The sequence below is a fragment of the Streptomyces sp. NBC_01515 genome (assembly GCF_045040345.1).
Classification (GTDB): Bacteria; Actinomycetota; Actinomycetes; order Streptomycetales; family Streptomycetaceae; genus Streptomyces.
This window is the reverse complement of the sequence record NZ_CP109416.1, coordinates 1502932-1520135: the sequence shown is the minus strand read 5'-3', so window position 1 is coordinate 1520135 and position 17204 is coordinate 1502932. Positions and strand designations below refer to the sequence as shown.

At 70.3% G+C, this 17204-nt stretch carries 15 protein-coding genes; 13 read left to right on the top strand and 2 right to left on the bottom strand.

Features of this window, described 5'->3' with window-relative positions:
* From OG407_RS06425 to OG407_RS06365, 13 genes are all read left to right on the top strand, one after another.
* Positions 1–1110, top strand: a complete 1110-nt coding sequence (locus OG407_RS06425) for a Gfo/Idh/MocA family protein (RefSeq protein ID WP_405855851.1) — start codon at positions 1–3, stop codon at positions 1108–1110.
* A 39-nt stretch (positions 1111–1149) separates the two neighbouring features.
* Positions 1150–2040 (top strand): sugar phosphate isomerase/epimerase family protein, encoded by an 891-nt coding sequence (locus OG407_RS06420; protein ID WP_405855849.1) that lies wholly within the window; start codon positions 1150–1152, stop codon positions 2038–2040.
* Positions 2041–2142: 102 nt separating this feature from the next.
* On the top strand, positions 2143–3648 hold the full coding sequence (locus tag OG407_RS06415; RefSeq protein ID WP_405855847.1) for an ABC transporter substrate-binding protein: 1506 nt from the start codon (positions 2143–2145) through the stop codon (positions 3646–3648).
* A 39-nt stretch (positions 3649–3687) separates the two neighbouring features.
* Complete coding sequence (locus tag OG407_RS06410) at positions 3688–4629, top strand: ABC transporter permease (RefSeq protein ID WP_405855845.1); 942 nt, start codon at positions 3688–3690, stop codon at positions 4627–4629.
* Entirely contained in the window at positions 4626–6386 is a 1761-nt protein-coding gene (locus OG407_RS06405; protein ID WP_405855843.1) for an ATP-binding cassette domain-containing protein, read from the top strand. Before OG407_RS06410 ends, OG407_RS06405 begins: the two co-directional genes overlap by 4 nt.
* Positions 6383–7240: an ABC transporter ATP-binding protein gene (locus OG407_RS06400; protein ID WP_405855841.1), complete on the top strand. Its 858-nt coding sequence runs from the start codon at positions 6383–6385 to the stop codon at positions 7238–7240. The genes OG407_RS06405 and OG407_RS06400 overlap by 4 nt, the downstream gene beginning before the upstream one ends.
* Positions 7237–7683 carry a nuclear transport factor 2 family protein gene (locus tag OG407_RS06395; RefSeq protein ID WP_405855839.1) on the top strand — a complete coding sequence of 149 codons (447 nt, stop codon included), beginning with the start codon at positions 7237–7239 and terminating at the stop codon, positions 7681–7683. Before OG407_RS06400 ends, OG407_RS06395 begins: the two co-directional genes overlap by 4 nt.
* Positions 7680–7952 (top strand): hypothetical protein, encoded by a 273-nt coding sequence (locus tag OG407_RS06390; protein ID WP_405855837.1) that lies wholly within the window; start codon positions 7680–7682, stop codon positions 7950–7952. The genes OG407_RS06395 and OG407_RS06390 overlap by 4 nt, the downstream gene beginning before the upstream one ends.
* A gap of 1 nt (position 7953) precedes the next feature.
* On the top strand, positions 7954–8571 hold the full coding sequence (locus OG407_RS06385) for a response regulator transcription factor (protein ID WP_405855835.1): 618 nt from the start codon (positions 7954–7956) through the stop codon (positions 8569–8571).
* An 18-nt stretch (positions 8572–8589) separates the two neighbouring features.
* The gene (locus tag OG407_RS06380) at positions 8590–10035 is read left to right on the top strand and encodes an ATP-binding protein (RefSeq protein ID WP_405855833.1); all 1446 of its coding nucleotides are present in this window, start codon (positions 8590–8592) and stop codon (positions 10033–10035) included.
* Positions 10028–12583: a glycoside hydrolase family 78 protein gene (locus OG407_RS06375; protein ID WP_405855831.1), complete on the top strand. Its 2556-nt coding sequence runs from the start codon at positions 10028–10030 to the stop codon at positions 12581–12583. The genes OG407_RS06380 and OG407_RS06375 overlap by 8 nt, the downstream gene beginning before the upstream one ends.
* Complete coding sequence (locus OG407_RS06370; RefSeq protein WP_405855829.1) at positions 12580–13800, top strand: amidohydrolase family protein; 1221 nt, start codon at positions 12580–12582, stop codon at positions 13798–13800. The genes OG407_RS06375 and OG407_RS06370 overlap by 4 nt, the downstream gene beginning before the upstream one ends.
* A gap of 79 nt (positions 13801–13879) precedes the next feature.
* Positions 13880–15085, top strand: a complete 1206-nt coding sequence (locus OG407_RS06365) for a lactonase family protein (RefSeq protein ID WP_405855827.1) — start codon at positions 13880–13882, stop codon at positions 15083–15085.
* 109 nt (positions 15086–15194) lie between these two features.
* Here OG407_RS06365 and OG407_RS06360 read toward each other — a convergent pair whose 3' ends face one another.
* Together OG407_RS06360 and OG407_RS06355 are read right to left on the bottom strand one after the other, a co-directional pair.
* Positions 15195–15479, bottom strand: a complete 285-nt coding sequence (locus OG407_RS06360; RefSeq protein WP_405855825.1) for a hypothetical protein — start codon at positions 15477–15479, stop codon at positions 15195–15197.
* Positions 15480–15684: 205 nt separating this feature from the next.
* Positions 15685–17139, bottom strand: a complete 1455-nt coding sequence (locus OG407_RS06355; RefSeq protein WP_405868311.1) for an alginate lyase family protein — start codon at positions 17137–17139, stop codon at positions 15685–15687.
* Positions 17140–17204: the final 65 nt, after the last annotated feature.

Here is a 17204-nt window from a genome sequence, read left to right as displayed (position 1 = left end):
ATGGCTCAGGAGAACACGCGGCACCGCATCGGGATTCTGGGCGCGGGCAACATATTCGGCCGTTACGTCGAAGGCCTGCGTAATTTCCCGGAGCTGGACGTGGTCCGCGTCGCCGACATCGACCCGGCCCGCGCCAAGCAGGCCGCCGCCGAGTTCGGCATCCCGGAATGGGGCGACGACACCGCACTCCTCGCCGACGACAGCGTCGAGATCATCATCAACATCACGCCGCCGCAGTTCCACGCGAAGACCACCATCGCCGCGCTGGAGGCCGGAAAGCACGTCTACGCGGAGAAGCCCCTCGCCGTCACCGTCGAGGAGGGCCGGAGCATCCTCGAAGCCGCGGCGCGCACCGGCCGGATGCTGGGATCAGCCCCGGACACCTTCCTGGGCAGCGCCGTACAGACCGCACGGCACGCGATCGACGCCGGGCTGATCGGCGAGGTCGTCGGCACCACCGCCTTCGTACGCTCCAGCCGCGCCGAGACCTGGCACCCCGACCCGCGCTCCTTCTTCCAGCCGGGCGCCGGCCCCGTGTTCGACATGGGCCCCTACTACCTGGCAGCCCTCATCAACTGCCTCGGCCCGGTCGGCTCGCTCTCCGCCGCCACCCGCATCGGAGCCAGGACCCGCAAGGTCACCAGCCCCGACCGCGTGGTCGACGAGATCACCGTCGAGGTACCCACCCACGCGTCCGCCGTGCTCACCTTCGCCTCCGGAGCCATCGGCACGGTCCTGATGAGTTTCGACGTCTGGGACACCGAACTGCCGCGCATCGAGATCTACGGCACCGAGGGCACGCTCGCGCTGCCGAACCCCAACTTCTTCGACGGTGACGTACGGATCAAGCGCCACCAGGACAGCGACTGGGAGGTGCTCACCCCGGTGACCGAGCTGTTCGGCGCCGTGGGCACACCCGAGCAGCACCGCCGGGGCCTGGGAGTTCAGGACCTCGTCGGCGCGCTCGCCGGCGAACCGCACCGCGCGAACGCCCAGTTCGCCTTCCACACCCTGGAAGTCCTCGCGAGCTTCGAGATCTCGCAGCAGGAGAGCCGGGTCGTCGCGCTGGAAAGCAGCTGCGAGCGCCCCGCGCCCCGCTACGCCCACTGATCCCGAGCCACCCACCGCACGCCGAAAGGACCCGAGAACATGAAGATCAGGCAGGACCGCCTCGCCATCAACCCCCTGCAATGGGTGGCCAGTGCCGAGGGCTGGATCGACCCCACCCTCGCGCCGTCGCTGGAGAACCGGCTCGAAGTCATCCGCGACGCCGGCATCACCGCCGTGCACAGCGACGTCCCCGGCGACATGACGGCCTCGAAGTACGCCGCGCTGCTGACCGAGTACGGACTCAGCGCCGCGCCCGGCTACGTTCCCGTACGGCTCACCGAGGACGAGGGGGAGCGGCAGCAGTACCGGGACAACGCCGCGCGGATCGCCGCACAGCACGCGGAGCTCGGCGTGCCCACGATGTTCCTCGCCATGGGGATGGCCAAGGACGCGGTACGCGTGGCCCACCCGGCGGTCGGCCAGGACGCCGACCGGGACCGGCTGGAGCGCGTACGGGACCTGCTGGCGGAGACGGCCGGGATCATCCGCGCCGAGGGCATCACCCCCGCCTTCCACCCGCACGTGGGCACCTGGGCCGAGACGGAGGAGGAGACCCGCTTCGTCCTCGACACCGTCGACGCCTCGGTCCTCGGGTTCGGTCCCGACATGGGCCACCTGGCCTGGGCGGGCGCCGACGCCGCGCAGCTCGTCCGCGACTACGCCGACCGCGTGGCGAGCGTCCACATCAAGGACCTGGACCTCAACCTTGCCGCACAGGCGAGGGAGGCGGGATGGGACTACCGCAGGACGGTGAAGGCGGGCCTGTGGTCGGAACCCGGCCACGGAAACGCCGACATCGAAGGCTTCGTCGACGCGCTCCCGGACGGCTTCGACGGCTGGCTGATCATCGAGGTCGACCGCGGGGCCCAGCCGACGCCGGAGGAGAGCGTCCGGAAGTGCGGGGAGTGGGCCGCCAAGTACGTGCAGTGATCCACCGGCTCGGAACGTCGAATGACTGGTTGTTCACACCCGGGGAGCGGGACGACCGCGGGGAGCCGAGGAGACAGTGGTAATGGAACAGATGGAGAGATCATGCGCAAGACAGCGGCGTTCATCGGCGCCGGATTCCTGACCGTCACAACCGCCGCCTGTGGCGGCACCGCCTCGACCGGTGCCGCCGACAAGACACTGACCATCTCCGAGTCGGTCACGGCCACGCCGTGGGACCTCGCGAAGGCCAGCATGGGCCCCGAGGCCCAGTACTACCAGCCGGTCTACGACACGCTGGTCCGGCTGAACTCGAAGAACGAGCCCACCCCGAACCTGGCCACCTCGTGGTCGTACGACAAGGCCGAGACCACCCTGACGCTGAAGCTGCGCAGCGGTGTGAAGTTCACCGACGGCACGGCCGTCGACGCGCAGGCCGTCAGGCAGAACCTCCTGCACACCAAGAGCGGCACGGGCACGGCCGCCGGCGAGATCCAGGACATCGCGAGCGTGGACGCCACGGATGCCCAGACCGTCGTCATCAAGCTGAGCCACCCCACCGCCGCCCTGCTCCCCGCTCTGGGCCAGGTCTCCGGCATGATCGCCAGCCCCAAATCGCTGGACAACCCGAAAACCCCCGTCGGCTCCGGCCCGTACCAGCTGGACACCTCCGCGACGACGGCCGGCCAGACGTACACCTACACGCGCACCTCGGGCTACTGGAACGCGAAGGCCTTCCCGTTCGACAAGATCGTCATCAAGTACCTGGCCGACCCGACGGCACGCACCAACGCCCTCCTCACGGGCCAGCTCGACGGTGCCTCGCTCAGCCTCAGCAAGGTCAAGACCGTCAAGGACCGCGGGCTGAACGTCATCACCTACCAACCCGGCGACATCGAGGGCCTGTTCATCTGGGACCGGGCCGGCAAGATCGTCCCCGCGCTCGGCAAGCTCAAGGTCCGGCAGGCGCTCAACTACGCCTTCGACAAGCAGGCCATCATCAAGACGGCCAAGACCGGACTCGGCGAGCCCACCACGCAGCTGTTCGCCCCGTGGGAGGAGGGCTACGACGCCTCGCTGAACTCCACGTACTCCTACGACCCGGCGAAGGCCAAGAAGCTCCTCGCCGAGGCCGGCTACCCGAACGGCTTCTCGGTCACCCTGCCGGACCTGTCCGCCCTGTTCCCGCAGGAGCAGGAGGCCCTCACCCAGTCCCTCAAGAACATCGGGATCAAGGTGAAGCTGGACAACCTGCCGAGCGACCAGATCTTCAGCAGCATGCTCTCCGGCAAGTACGCCCTGACCTACTTCAAGCTGGGCGCCCCGACCTCGTGGGACAAGGTCCAGCTGGAGCTGACCAAGAACTCCACCTGGAACCCCCTCAAGTACGACGACCCCAAGGCCGACGCCCTGATCACCCAGATCTCGAAGGCGTCCGGGACCGAGCGCACCGCACTGCTCAAGAAGCTCAACACCTACGTCGTGAACCAGGCGTGGGACGCCCCGTGGACCCCCACGGTGAACGCCTACGGCACCGCCAAGGACGTGAAGGTGACACCGCAGCCCGGCATCAACTTCCCGCCGATCTACAACTTCGCGCCGACGAAGTAGCGGCGAGGCCGCTGCGACCCGCGGAAGGAGGAACTGACCGTGCTTGTCTTCTTGTTCCGGCGCATCGCCGCCGGTGTCGTCCTGGTGGTCGTGGTGGCCACCGCGACGTTCCTGCTGCTCAGCCTCACCGGCAGCGACGTGGCCCGCAACATCCTCGGCGAGACCGCCTCGCCGGCCCAGGTGTCCGCCAAGGCCCATGAACTCGGCCTCGACGAACCCCTGGTGGTCAGGTACGGGCACTGGATCGACCGGGCCGTGCACGGCGATCTGGGCCAGTCCTGGTTCACCGGCGACTCGGTGAACCAGTCCCTGATGAACACCCTTCCGATCACGCTCTCGATCGTCCTCGTCGGCATGCTGATCGCCCTGGTCCTCAGCATCGCGCTGGGGACCCTGGCAGCGCTGCGCGGCGGCTGGGTGGACCGCGTCGTGCAGTTCGCCGCGGTGCTCGGCACCGCGATCCCCAGCTTCCTGATCGCCCTGGTCCTCGCGGTCGTCATGGCGGTCCAGCTCGGACTGCTGCCGGCCACCGGATATGTCGCCCTCGGCACGTCCGTCTCGGGATGGCTCCAGTCGGTCATCCTGCCCGCCGTGGCCCTGGCGGTCGCGGCCACCGCGGCCACCGCGATGCAGGTGCGCGGGGCACTGATCGACGTCCTGCGCGCCGACTTCGTCCGCACGCTGCGCAGCCGGGGACTCAGCACCCGCAGAGTCGTGTACCGGCACGCCCTGCGGAACGCCGCCCCACCCGCCCTGACCGTGCTCGCCCTCCAGTTCATCGGCCTGATCGGCGGCGCGGTCGTCGTGGAGAAGGTGTTCGGACTGCCGGGCATCGGCACGCTCGCCAACTCGGCGGCCGTCCGCGGAGACGCGCCCGTCCTGCTCGGCACGGTCGTGGTGACCGTCACCGTCGTCGTCGCCGTCAACCTGCTGCTGGACATCGCGTACGGCTGGCTCAACCCGAAGGTGCGTGTCTCATGACCGTCCCGGAGACCGCGGCGATCCCCAAACGGGACCGCCTCCTGCGCCGGACCCTGCGCGACCCGGTGGCCCTCGCCTGCCTCGTGATCCTGGCCCTGGTGATCCTCGCGAGCCTGGCCGCCCCCCTGCTCACCGACTACGCACCGGACCACAGCGTCCTCTCGGACACCCTCGCACCGATGTCGGGCGCCCACCCGCTCGGCGGCGACGGCGTCGGCCGGGACGTGCTGTCACGGCTCCTCTACGGCGGCCGGACCAGCCTGCTCGGCGGCACGCTCGCCGCTCTGGTCGCCTTCCTGGTCGGTGGACCGCTCGGCCTGGTCAGCGGCTTCTACCGGGGCTGGTTCGACGCGGCCGCCGGCTGGATCATCAACGTGATCATGGCCGTGCCCGCCATCATCGTGATGCTGGTGGTGATGGCGGCCGTCTCCCAGGACCTCAACGTCGCGATGATCGTCCTGGGCGTCATCATGGCGCCGATGGTCTTCCGGCTGATCCGCGCCTCGGTGGTCTCGGTGCGCGAGGAGCTGTACGTCGACGCCGCGCGGGTCTCCGGCCTCGGCGACCCCCGCATCATGCGGCGGCACATCCTGCCGGTGGTCATCGCGCCCTCGGTCATCCAGGCGACGCAGCTGTTCGCGGTGGCGATCGGCATCCAGGCCGGGCTGTCCTTCCTCGGTCTGGGAAAGGCGTCCCAGGCCAGCTGGGGCGCGATGCTCAACGACGGCTTCACCAACGTGTACACCAAGCCGACGCTGCTGGTGTGGCCAGGCCTCGCGATGGGCGTGACCATCCTGGCGGCCAGCCTGCTCGGCAACGCGGTGCGCGACGCCCTGGGGACGACCGAGACCCGGGTGGTCCGCCGGCGCCGACCGGCCCCGAGGAAGCCCGCCGCCGGGGCACCGTCCGATCGCCTGCTCACCGTGGAGGGCCTCCGGGTCGGCTACCCGAAGCCCGGAGGTTCCGGCGGCTCCGACGGGGACAAGGTCGTCGTCGACGGAGTCGGCCTGACCGTGGAGCGCGGTGAAGTCCTGGGCCTGGTCGGCGAGTCCGGCTCCGGCAAGAGCCAGACCGCGTTCGCCGTCCTCGGACTGCTGCCGAACGAGGCCGAGGTGACGGCGGATCAGATGTCCTTCGCGGGCAAGGAGTTGCTCGGAGTGAGCCAGGCCGCGCTCAACGCTCTGCGCGGACGCGGGATCGGATACGTACCGCAGGAGCCCATGTCCAACCTCGACCCCTGCTTCCGTATCGGCTCCCAGCTCGTCGAACCCATGCGCCAGCATCTGGGCCTCTCCCGGGGCGAAGCCCGCACCAAGGCGCTCGAACTCCTGGAGCGCGTCGGCATCCCGGACCCGGAGCGGGTGTTCAAGTCGTACCCGCACCAGGTCTCGGGCGGCATGGCCCAACGCGTACTGATCGCGGGCGCCGTGTCGTGCGATCCCCAACTGCTCATCGCCGACGAGCCGACCACCGCACTCGACGTCACCGTCCAGGCCGAGGTGCTCGACCTCATGCGCTCCCTGCAACAGGAACGCGAGATGGGCATGATCCTCGTGACCCACGACTTCGGCGTCGTCGCCGACATCTGCGACCGGGTCGCCGTCATGCAGACCGGACGCATCGTCGAGACGGCACCCGTCGAGAAGATCTTCGCGTCACCCGAGCACGCGTACACGCGGATGCTCCTCGATTCCACCCTCGAAGGCGGCCCGGCGCGTGCCGCCCTGGGCGCCCCCTTGAAGGAGGTGACGTCATGACCGCCGGCCCCGCGGCCCCGACCCCGCTGCTCGAACTGGAAGACGTCGTCGTCGAGTACCCCGGCAAGGGCCGCCGCGCGAAGCCCTTCCGCGTCCTGCACGGAGTGTCCCTGTCGATCGCACCCGGCGAGACACTCGGCCTGGTCGGCGAGTCCGGCTCCGGCAAGACGACCCTGGGCCGGGCGGTCCTCGGCCTCGCCCCCGTCACCGGCGGCTCGATCCGGTACGCCGGAAAGCCGGTCTCAGGACTCGGCAAACGGGAGCGGCGGGCGCTGAGCAAGGACATCCAAGTCGTCTTCCAGGACCCGTTCACCTCGCTGAACCCGGCCTTGACCGTCATGGACATCCTCACCGAACCGATGCTCGTGACCGGCGTCTCGCGCACCGACGCGGAACGCCGCGTCCAGACCCTGCTCGACCAGGTGTATCTCCCGCACGACGCGGCGCAGCGACTGCCGCGCGAGTTCTCCGGCGGCCAGCGACAGCGCATCGCCATCGCACGCGCCCTGTGCCGGGACCCCAAGCTGATCGTGTGCGACGAACCGGTCAGCGCCCTGGACCTGTCCACCCAGGCCCGCGTGCTCGACCTGTTCATCGAGATCCAGGAGGCCACGGGGGTGGCGTATCTGTTCGTCACGCACGACCTCTCCGTCGTACGGCACATCAGCCACCGGGTGGCCGTGCTCTACCGCGGCGACATCGTGGAGACGGGCCACGCCGCCCAGGTCACCGAGCACCCCGAACACGCCTATACGAAACGGCTGTTGCTCGCCGCGCCCGTGCCCGATCCCCGGCGGCAGGCCCAACGCCGGGCGGAGCGGCTGCGGTTGGCGCGGGAGAGGGACGCGTCATGAGCGGGGAATCGAGCGAGCGGCGGGTCGTCGACACCCTGGCCCGCTACCTCGCCCTCTGCGACGTTCCGGTCCGCGCGGAGGGCGAGTTGGGGGACCTCTTCACCGAGGACGCGGTCTGGGAGGGCGGCGGTGGCGAGTACGCCGAGAAGTTCGGCCGTACCGAGGGCCGCGAGGCGATCGTCGGGATGCTGTCGGCCTACCTGCCGCCCACCCCTCACTTCCGTACGAACGTGCACTTGCTCCTCCCCGGCACTGTCGACGTCAAGGGCGGTACCGCCCAAGGGAGTTGGCCGATGCAGCAGCTCTCGCACTACGAGTCGGGTTTCTCCGAGATCATGGTCGCCAAGCTCGACGTGACCTTCCGGATCGGCCCGGATCACCCCCGTATTTCGGCCTTCCGTACGGAACGCCTGTTCAGCGCACCGTTGGCGGGAGAGCGATGAGCGCGGACATCCAGGGCCGGACGATGTTCCTGACCTGCTACGCCGACACCCACCAGTACGGCTGGCACCACGTCGACCTGTTCGTGCACGACAGCGCCGGCCAGGAGGTCAACTGGGTGCACTGGCAGGTCGATCAGGACGGTCCCGACGGCGCCGACGCGGCGACCGCGCGGGTCGAACCCGCCCTGCGCCGCACCAGCGAGTGGACGCGCGGCGTCAGCGCCGACGGCAGCGAGTACTGGATCGCCCAGGCCGCCTGGGGCGATTGAGATGTGCCTCGTCTACATCCTGGACGACGACGAGGAGTTGTGCACCTCGCTGGCCTGGCTCCTGGAGTCGGTGGGCATCCGCTCGCAGTGCTTCTCCGACGCCCGGCTCTTCCTGCGGTCCTACGACCGGGACCGGCCCGCCTGTCTGGTCCTCGACGTGCGGATGCCGGAGATCAGCGGATTCGGCGTCCAGGAGATGCTGAACGAGGCGGGGGCGGCACTCCCCGTCGTCTTCGTCTCGGCGCACGGCGACATCCGGATGTCGGTACGCGCCCTCCAGAACGGCGCCGTCGACTTCCTGGAGAAGCCCTACGACCCCCAGCACATGCTCGACGTCGTGCAGGCGGCCCAGCGGACGGCGCGGGAACGCTTCGACGAACTGGCCCAACGGCGCGATCTACTAAGGCAGTTGGAGAGCCTGACTCCCCGTGAACGCGAGGTGCTGCACCTGGTGGTGGACAGCGTGCCCAGCAAACAGATCGCCGGGCGGCTCGGCATCAGCACGAAGACCGTCGACGTACACCGCACCCGGATCCGGGAGAAGACCGGCGCGGAGAGCATCGCGACGCTGGTCCGTGACGTACTCCGGCTGGGACTGCGGCTCCCGGCCGCCCGATGAGAGCGAGGCCAAGGCCGCATGAACGATCTCGAACCGGCCGACTTCCGGGCCCTGACCCAGGCCTTGAAGTACTGCGTGCTGCTCCACGACGCGAGGACGTACGACATCCTCTGGGCGAACCAGGCGGCCTGTGACCTGCTGGAGTGGACCGTCGACGAACTGAAGCCGCTCAAGGCCCCCGACATGAGCAAGAACGCCCGCCAGTACAGCCGGGAGCTGGGGCACCGCTGGCTCGGGCAGGCGGTCGCGGACGGCGTCAGCGCCACCGAGTGGTGCTACCGCTCCAAGAGCGGCGAGGAGATCCTGACCGAGGCCATCGCGATCCGCGTGGACCTGCCCTCGCGCCCCGTCGTGATGGTCCAGTTCCGCGACATCGCCGAGGAGAAGGCCGTCCGCCGCGACCTGTTCCGCACCGAGGGACGACTGCGCACCTTCCTCGGCAATCTGGCCGAGGGCATCGTCGTCCTCGACGACGACGGCGGTGTCGTCTTCGCGAGCGAGTCCGCCGCCAAGCTGCTCGGCGTCGACCAACCGGCCCTGCACGGCGCCGACTTCGCGGACTACTGCCGCGACGGCGCCGTCCCCGAACGCGAGGGCCGCTACCGCCTCGGCGCCCCCGGCGGCGAAGCCCGCTGGTACGCGGCCACCTGCCAGCACATCGACATCGAGAGCGATCTGCGCGGCCGGCTCGTGCTCTTCTACGACATCACCGACCGGGTGCGCGCGGAGGAGGAACACCGCCGGGACACCCAGCACTTGAACCACCTCGCCCGCTACAACGCCATGGGCGACATGGCGATGGCGATCGCGCACGAGGTGAGCCAGCCGCTCGCCGCCGCCTACAACTTCGTCGAGGGAGCCCGCGGCCGGCTCGCCGCCGGTGACGAGTCCGTCGCCTGGGGACTGGACAACGCCGTACGGCAGATCGAGCGGGCCCGGCGCATCCTGGGCAGCCTGCGGCAGTACGTGGGCCGCCTGGAGCAGTCCGAGCAGCTCACCGACCTCAACTCGATCGTCGAGGACTGCGCGTACTTCATCGACGTCAGGGCTCAACAGCACGCCGTGGACGTCGAGTTCGACCTCTCCGACGTGCCCCTCCCGGTGCGCTGCGAGAACGTCCTCATCGGGCAGGTCGTCATGAACCTCGCCTTCAACGCCCTTGAGGAGATGGCCAGTTGGCCACCGGGGGAGCGCAAGGTCGAACTCGCCACACGACGTACGGCCGACGGAAACGCCGAACTCGCCGTCCGTGACCACGGCCGGGGTCTGCCGGCCGACCTTCCCGGCGACCGGATCTTCGACGGCGTCTTCACCGCGAAGGAGAACGGCAGCGGCATCGGCCTGGCCCTGAGCCACCGCATCATCACCCGGCACGGCGGCCATATCCACGCGGCCGGGAACCAGCCGCAGGGAGCGGTCTTCCGCTTCACCCTCCCTCTCGTCCCGGAGGAGGATCATGCCTGACCAGGACATCCACGTGACGGGACTACGGGCTGAGCACCACACGGCACCGCTCGGGATCGGCGAGCCCCGCCCCCGGCTGACCTGGCAGACCGTCACCACCCGTCCGGGCTGGACGCAGGCGGCGTACGAGATCCGACTCACGGACGGCGAACGGGAGTTGTACACCGCCCGTCGCCTGTCCGCGGACTCGGTCCTGGTGCCCTGGCCCGGCGACCCCCTGTGCTCGCGGCAGCAAGTCGGCGTGTCCGTAAGGGTATGGGGTCCGAAAGGCGCGGGCGCGAGCCCGTGGTCCGCGCCACTGACCGTCGAGGCCGGGCTGCTCGAACCGGCCGACTGGCAGGCCCGGTTCGTGTCCCCGGCCTGGCCCGAGGCCACCGACCGACAGGTCCCGCCCCCCGTCCTGCGCGGCACCTTCCGGCTGCGCGCACCCGTGGAGTCCGCCCGCCTCTACGCCACGAGCCACGGCCTGTACGAGGCCGAGATCAACGGCGTACGCGTCGGCGACCACGTCCTGGCCCCCGGCTGGACCCACTACACCGAGCGGCTGCGCCACCAGACGTACGACATCACCGAAGCGCTGGAGACAGGGACCAACACGGTCGGCGTGCTGCTGGCCGACGGCTGGTTCCGCGGCCGGATCGGCTTCGGCGGCGGACGCCGCAACATCTACGGAGACCGGCTGGCCGCCCTCGCCCAGATCGAGGTCCGCTACACCGACGGCACCACCGAGACCTTCGGCAGCGACTCGGAATGGCAGGCCGCGCACGGCCCGATCCTCACCTCCGGGATCTACGAGGGCGAGGAGTACGACGCGCGCCGCGTACCCGCCGACTGGAGTCCCGTCGAGGTCCTGCCCTCCGACCTGGCGCCGCTCGTCGCCCCGGACGGCCCGCCCGTACGCCGTACCGAGACGCTGGCTCCCGTCACCGTCCTCACCTCACCGTCCGGCCGCACGATCCTCGACTTCGGCCAGAACCTCGTCGGCCGCCTCCGCATCCGGGTCACCGGCGAGGCCGGCCACACCGTCACCCTGCGCCACGCCGAAGTGCTGGAGGACGGCGAACTCGCCGTGCGCCCGCTGCGCGAGGCCCGCGCCACGGACACGTACACCCTGCGGGGCGAGGCGGACGGCGAGGAGTGGGAGCCACGCTTCACCTTCCACGGCTTCCGTTACGCCGAAGTCACCGGCTGGCCGGGGGAGTTGGGCCAAGGCGACATCCAGGCCGTCGTCCTGCACACCGACATGCGCCGCACCGGCTGGTTCACCTGCTCCGACCCCCTGCTCAACCGCCTGCACGAGAACGTGGTGTGGGGCATGCGCGGCAACTTCGTCGACATCCCCACCGACTGCCCGCAGCGCGACGAACGCCTCGGCTGGACCGGCGACGTACAGATCTTCGCCCCCACCGCGACCTTCCTCTACGACTGCTCCGGCCTGCTGCGCTCCTGGCTGACCGACCTCGCCGCCCAGCAGTACCCGGACGGCCGGGTCCCGATGTACGTGCCCTTCTTCCCCGACCGCTTTCCCGAACTGCGCGCCGCCGCCTGGGGCGACGCGGCGGTCATCGTGCCCTGGGTGATGTACGAGCGCTACGGCGACCTCGGCATCCTCGCCGACCGGTACGACAGCATGAAGGCCTGGGTCGACGGCATCACCGCCGTGGCCGATGACCGGCACCTGTGGAACACCGACCGTCAACTCGGCGACTGGCTCGACCCCACCGCACCGCCGGACCACCCCGGCGACGCCCGCACCGACAAGCAGTTGGTCGCCACCGCCTACTACGCCCAATCCGCCTCCCTGCTCGGCCGCACCGCCCAACTCCTCGACAGAGAGGACGACTTCGCCCACTACACAAAGCTGGCCGAGACGGTACGGGCCGCCTTCCGCGACGAGTACGTCACCCCGGACGGCCTCCTGACGAACGACGCCCAGACCGCGTACGCCCTCGCCCTGCGCTTCGGCCTGCTCGCCGACGCCCATCGGGCCCAGGCGGGACGCCGGCTCGCCGAACTCGTCCGTGAGGGCGACTTCCACATCGGTACCGGCTTCGTCGGCACGCCGCTGATCTGCGACGCGCTGTGCGACGCGGGGGAGTACGACACGGCGTACCGACTGCTGCTGACGAAGACCTGCCCTTCGTGGCTCTACCCGGTCACCATGGGCGCGACCACCGTGTGGGAACGCTGGGACAGCATGCTGCCGGACGGCACGGTCAACCCCGGCGAGATGACCTCCTTCAACCACTACGCCCTCGGCGCCGTCGCCGACTGGCTGCACCGCACCGTCGCCGGGCTCGCCCCCGCGGCCCCCGGCTACCGGCGCCTGCTGGTCCGCCCCCGCCCCGGCGGCGGGCTCACCCACGCCTCCGCCACACACGAAACCCCGTACGGCCGCGCCGCCGTGTCCTGGACCAGCACCGACGGAGTGCTGCGCGTGACGGTCACGGTCCCGCCCGGCACCACCGCGCTGATCGACCTGCCGGGCATGGCGGAACGCCCCGAAGTCGGTTCCGGCGACCACCGCTTCCTCACGGAGATGCCATGAACACCCGCTACCAGCACGCGACTCTGATCGACGGCACCGGAGCCGCCCCCGTACCGGACGCGGTCCTCGTCGTGGACGACACCGGAATCGTCGCCTATGCGGGACCGGCGGCCACCGCACCCGCGACACCGACGGCGGTGACAGTGGACCTGCGCGGTCGCACCCTGCTCCCCGGCTTCTTCGACTGCCATACGCACCTGTGCATGACCCCGGGCCGAGGGCTCACCGCAGGACTGACCGCCGACCCGACCGTGGAGACCTTCGAGATCGCGCGGCGACTCCGCACGACCCTCGACGCCGGTGTCACGAGCCTGCGCGACCTCGGCGGTCTGCCCGCCGGCTATCGCACCGCCGTCGAACGCGGCCTCGTCGAAGGCCCCCGGCTCCAGACCGCCGTCAAGGTCATCGGCCACACCGGCGGACACGCCGACTGCTCACTGCCCAGCGGGGTGAACGCCGCCCCGCATCTCACCGAGATCGCCGACACCCCCGACGACGTACGGATCGCGGCCCGGCGCATGCTGCGCGACGGCGCGGACCTCATCAAGGTCTGCGCCACCGGCGGCATGGGCAGCCCGCACGACGACCCCGACGACGAGGGGCTGACCCCCGACGAGTTGAAGGCCGTCGTCGACGAGGCCCGACGGCACCGCGGCAAGACGGTCGCCGCCCACGCCCAGGGCACGGCAGGCATCCGCAACGCCCTCCGGGCCGGCGTCACCAGCATCGAGCACGGCTACGGCATGACCGACGAACTGTGCGATCTGGCACTGGAGGTGGGCGCCGTCCTCGTCCCCACCCTCGCCACGGTCTTCGCGCCCCTCGACCAGGCGACCATGGCCGACTACCACTTCCGCAAGAAGAGCCGCTGGTCCGGCATCACCAAGGAGAACATCGCGCACGCCATCGCCCGCGGTGTCCCGATCGCCCTCGGCACGGACGCCGGTGTCGTCGAACACGGCCGGAACCTGAGCGAGTTGTCGCACTTGGTGGAACTCGGCATGGACCCGCTGGCCGCGATCACCGCAGGCACGCTCGGCGCGGCCCGGCTCCTCGGGGTCGACGATCGACTGGGCTCCCTGGAGGCGGGCAAGACCGCGGACTTCGTGGCGGTCGACCAGGATCCTCTGCGTGACATCGGCAGCCTCGGCCGACCGGAGAACGTCGTGCTGGTCGCGCAGGGGGGAGCGGTGCGGAAGGACCTTACGAGACTCTGACGCGGAGTCCGAACGCCTTCATACATCGCCGCACAGTGGCAACTCTGGTCCCACACACCCCGGGTCAGAGGAGCCGCACATGAGCAGGCACAACAAACGCAGGTCGAAGCTGCGGAACAGGCTGACCGTCCTGGGTGGCGGGGCGGTGGCCGTCGCGGCGGCCGTGGTCATGGTCAACGGAGCCTCCGCGGCGCAGGTTTCGCCGACCCCGCGTGCCGCCTCGAAGGCCGACCACGCCGTCTTCGTCCAGGGCAACGAACTGGCCGGGAACACCATCCGCGTCTTCCGCCGGGGCGACGACGGGAAGTTGACCGCCGCGGGGAAGTACGCGACCGGCGGCAAGGGCGGCGACCAGACCGACGCGCCCACCGACTCGCTCGCCTCACAGGGGTCGCTCGTCTACGACCGCCGGTCCGGCCGGCTCCTGGCGGTGAACGCGGGCAGCGGCACCCTGACGTCCTTCGCCGTGCACGGCCAGAAGCTGACGGACCGTCAAACGGTCTCCACGGGAGGCGACTTCCCGTCCGCCGTCACGGTCTCGGGGGATCTCGCCTACGTCATGAACGCGGGCGGCGCGGGAAGCGTCCAGGGCTTCCGGATCACCTCCAAGGGGCTGAAGCCGCTGAGCGGTTCGAACCGCGGTCTGGCGCTGAAGAACGCGAAGGTACCGCTGTTCAGCAGTTCGCCGGGGCAGGTCGCGTTCACGCCGGACGGCCGGGACCTGGTCGTCACCACCAAGTCGGCGAACACCATCGAGGTCTTCCCCGTGCGGAAGGACGGCCGTCCGGCGGACAAGCCGGTCGTGAACAAGTCGGCGGGCATGGTGCCGTTCGCCATCGCCTTCGACAAGTCCGGGCGCATGCTGGTCGCCGAGGCCGCCAACTCCACCGTCACCACCTACAAGGTGCGCCACGACGGCGAGTTGAAGACCGTACAGGCGTCCTTGCCGAACGGGCAGATGGTCCTGTGCTGGCTGGAGCGGGCCGGTGACTTCTTCTACGGCGGCAACACCGGCAACTCCACCGTCAGCGGCTACCGCCAGGACGCGCACGGCCGACTCGCCCTGACCAACGAGGCCGGCATCGCCGCCGCGCCGTCCGGAATGTCGCAGGGCGTCATCGACCTCGCCGTCGCCGCCGACAAGTTCGTCTACGTCCAGAACGCGACCTCCGGCACCGTCGACGGTTTCCGTGTCGGGCGCACCGGTGCCCTCACCAAGATCACGACGATCACAGGACTGCCCGCCTTCGCCGCCTCCGGCATGGAGGGCATCGCCGCGGTGTAAGAAAGCGGCCACCGCGGCGGAACGTCCCGGGCACGCGACGAGCGCGCCCGGGACGTCGTGCATCGGGCGGGCACGCTCCTCATCACCTGGACCGGTCCAGGGCGTGCCGTCATGCGCAGGTCGGAATGACCTTGCCCAACTCGCCCGCCCCGGCGGGCCGGTCGTACGCGTCGCGGTAGCGGCCGAGCGGGAAGGCCGGGTCGACGGCTACCCGCACCAGCCCCCGGGCCAGCAGCGGAAGCATCGTCGTGGCGATGTCCTGGGCCGGCGCCGCCTTCTCCGCGTGGGTCCGCCCCCGGATCGTCGAACCGATCAACTGGCCCCGCTTCAGCATCAGATCGTAGATCCACCAGGGTTCCGCGGCCGGGACGGGAGCCGGCGTTCCCAGGAACATCCCGCACTGCGGAAGGCCCGCCCGCGCTGTGGCCGGGCTTTCCGCGTCGGCACGTCGGTCGAGCTCGGCGCGGCCAAGCGCGGTCCTGCCGGAACCGCATCGCCGGGCTGCCAAGAGGCACTGCCCTCATGCCCGTTGCCGCCTCTCGGTGACCAAAGCGCCTGGACTCGCCCCGGGCTGCGGCTCCGGCCGAGTCGGCCGGTGTTCAGCTGCTGCTACGGCTGCCCCTGCGGCGCAGGGCGATGAAGCCGCCCGCGATGGCGAGGACGCCGGTGGCGGCAGCGGCGGCGATGCCACCCGCACCGGTGGCGGCGAGGTCCTCGCCCCGGCCGCCCTGCGGCTGGGTCCCGGCGGCGGTATCAGCGGCCGGGGTCGCGGCGCCGCTGCCGCTGCCGCTGCCCGAGGCGGACGTGCTCGCGGACGGTGTCGGTGTGGTGGCCGAGACGATTGCCCTGTCCCGGGTGAAGGTCAGGGTGCCGAAGCCGAGGTGGTCGAGGCCGCCGCCCGTTCCGTAGTCACCGCCGCCGCCCTCGGGCCTGACCTTGGCCGCCATCTCGCTCACGTACGGCGCGTCTTGGCCGCGGCGGTTCACGTAGTGGTTGTAGAGGCCCTCCCAGATCGGGCGCACCTGGCCGCGGGCCCACGTGGACGCCTCCGTGAACGTCTCCCAGCCCTCCCACGAACCGGGCGCGCCCTTGTGCCAGGTCCAGGAGGTGAAGGGGACATCGTGGCCGAGGTTCCACTTGGCGGCGTACTCGACGCCCTTGAGGACGCGGCTGTCGTCGTAGCCGTACAGATCGATGCCCTGGTTCCACGCCGTCTCGCAGATGGTGCCCAGCAGGCCCACGCTCAGCAGGGCGTGCCCCTGGTCGCGTCCCACCTCCACCATCTGCCCGAGGCCACCGGGGTGGATGAACGGGATGGCGTTCTTGATGGAGCCCATGCCCTTGCCGGACTTGAAGTACGTGACGGCCTCGTCGACCTTGGCCCGGTCGTCGCAGAGGATGCCGACGGACAGCACGCACGCCACGCTCAACAGGTCCCAGCTGCTCCAGTAGTTGGAGTCGTACGCGCCATTGTGCTTGGCGAGGAAGCTGCTGCTCATCGGGTAGAAGACGGACAGCATCATCTTCTGGAAGCGGGCCAGATCGAAGCCGTCGTAACCGCGCATGATCTCCGCGGCGTTCGCGAACTGGTAGCCGTGGATGCCCGCCGCGATGAACCGGTCGGCATCGCCGTCGAGCGTGGTCAGCTTGGCCGACCAGGCGTTGAGGATGTCGCGGGCGGCGTTCGCGTGGGCCGTGTCGCCGGTGACCTTCCAGCGCAGGGCGTTCTGGTAGGCGGCGGCGATGTCGAAGGCGAGCGTGGTGACGTTGTCACCGGTGGCGCCGCGTATCACCGTCGCGAGCGGGGTCGCCTTCCAGACGCTCGCCGAGCGCGGGTTGCCCGCCAGCTTGGCGTAGCCCGTCTTCCACAGGCCGGTGCCCGCCTTCACCTTGGCGGCCATACGGTCGAAGTCGGCCTGCGTGTGCAGCAGTCCCGGATGTGCGAACGCGGCGCTCGCCGCGGCGGGAGTGGCTCCGGCACCGATGGCGGCTGCCCCGATGCCCGCCGCTCCGGCCGCTCCCGCCACCCGCAGCACGCTGCGCCGGCTCATCATCGGTCGGCTGTCGTTCTGGCTCACTGACACTGATTGGCTCCTGTCGGATCTGGCCGTACGCAGCA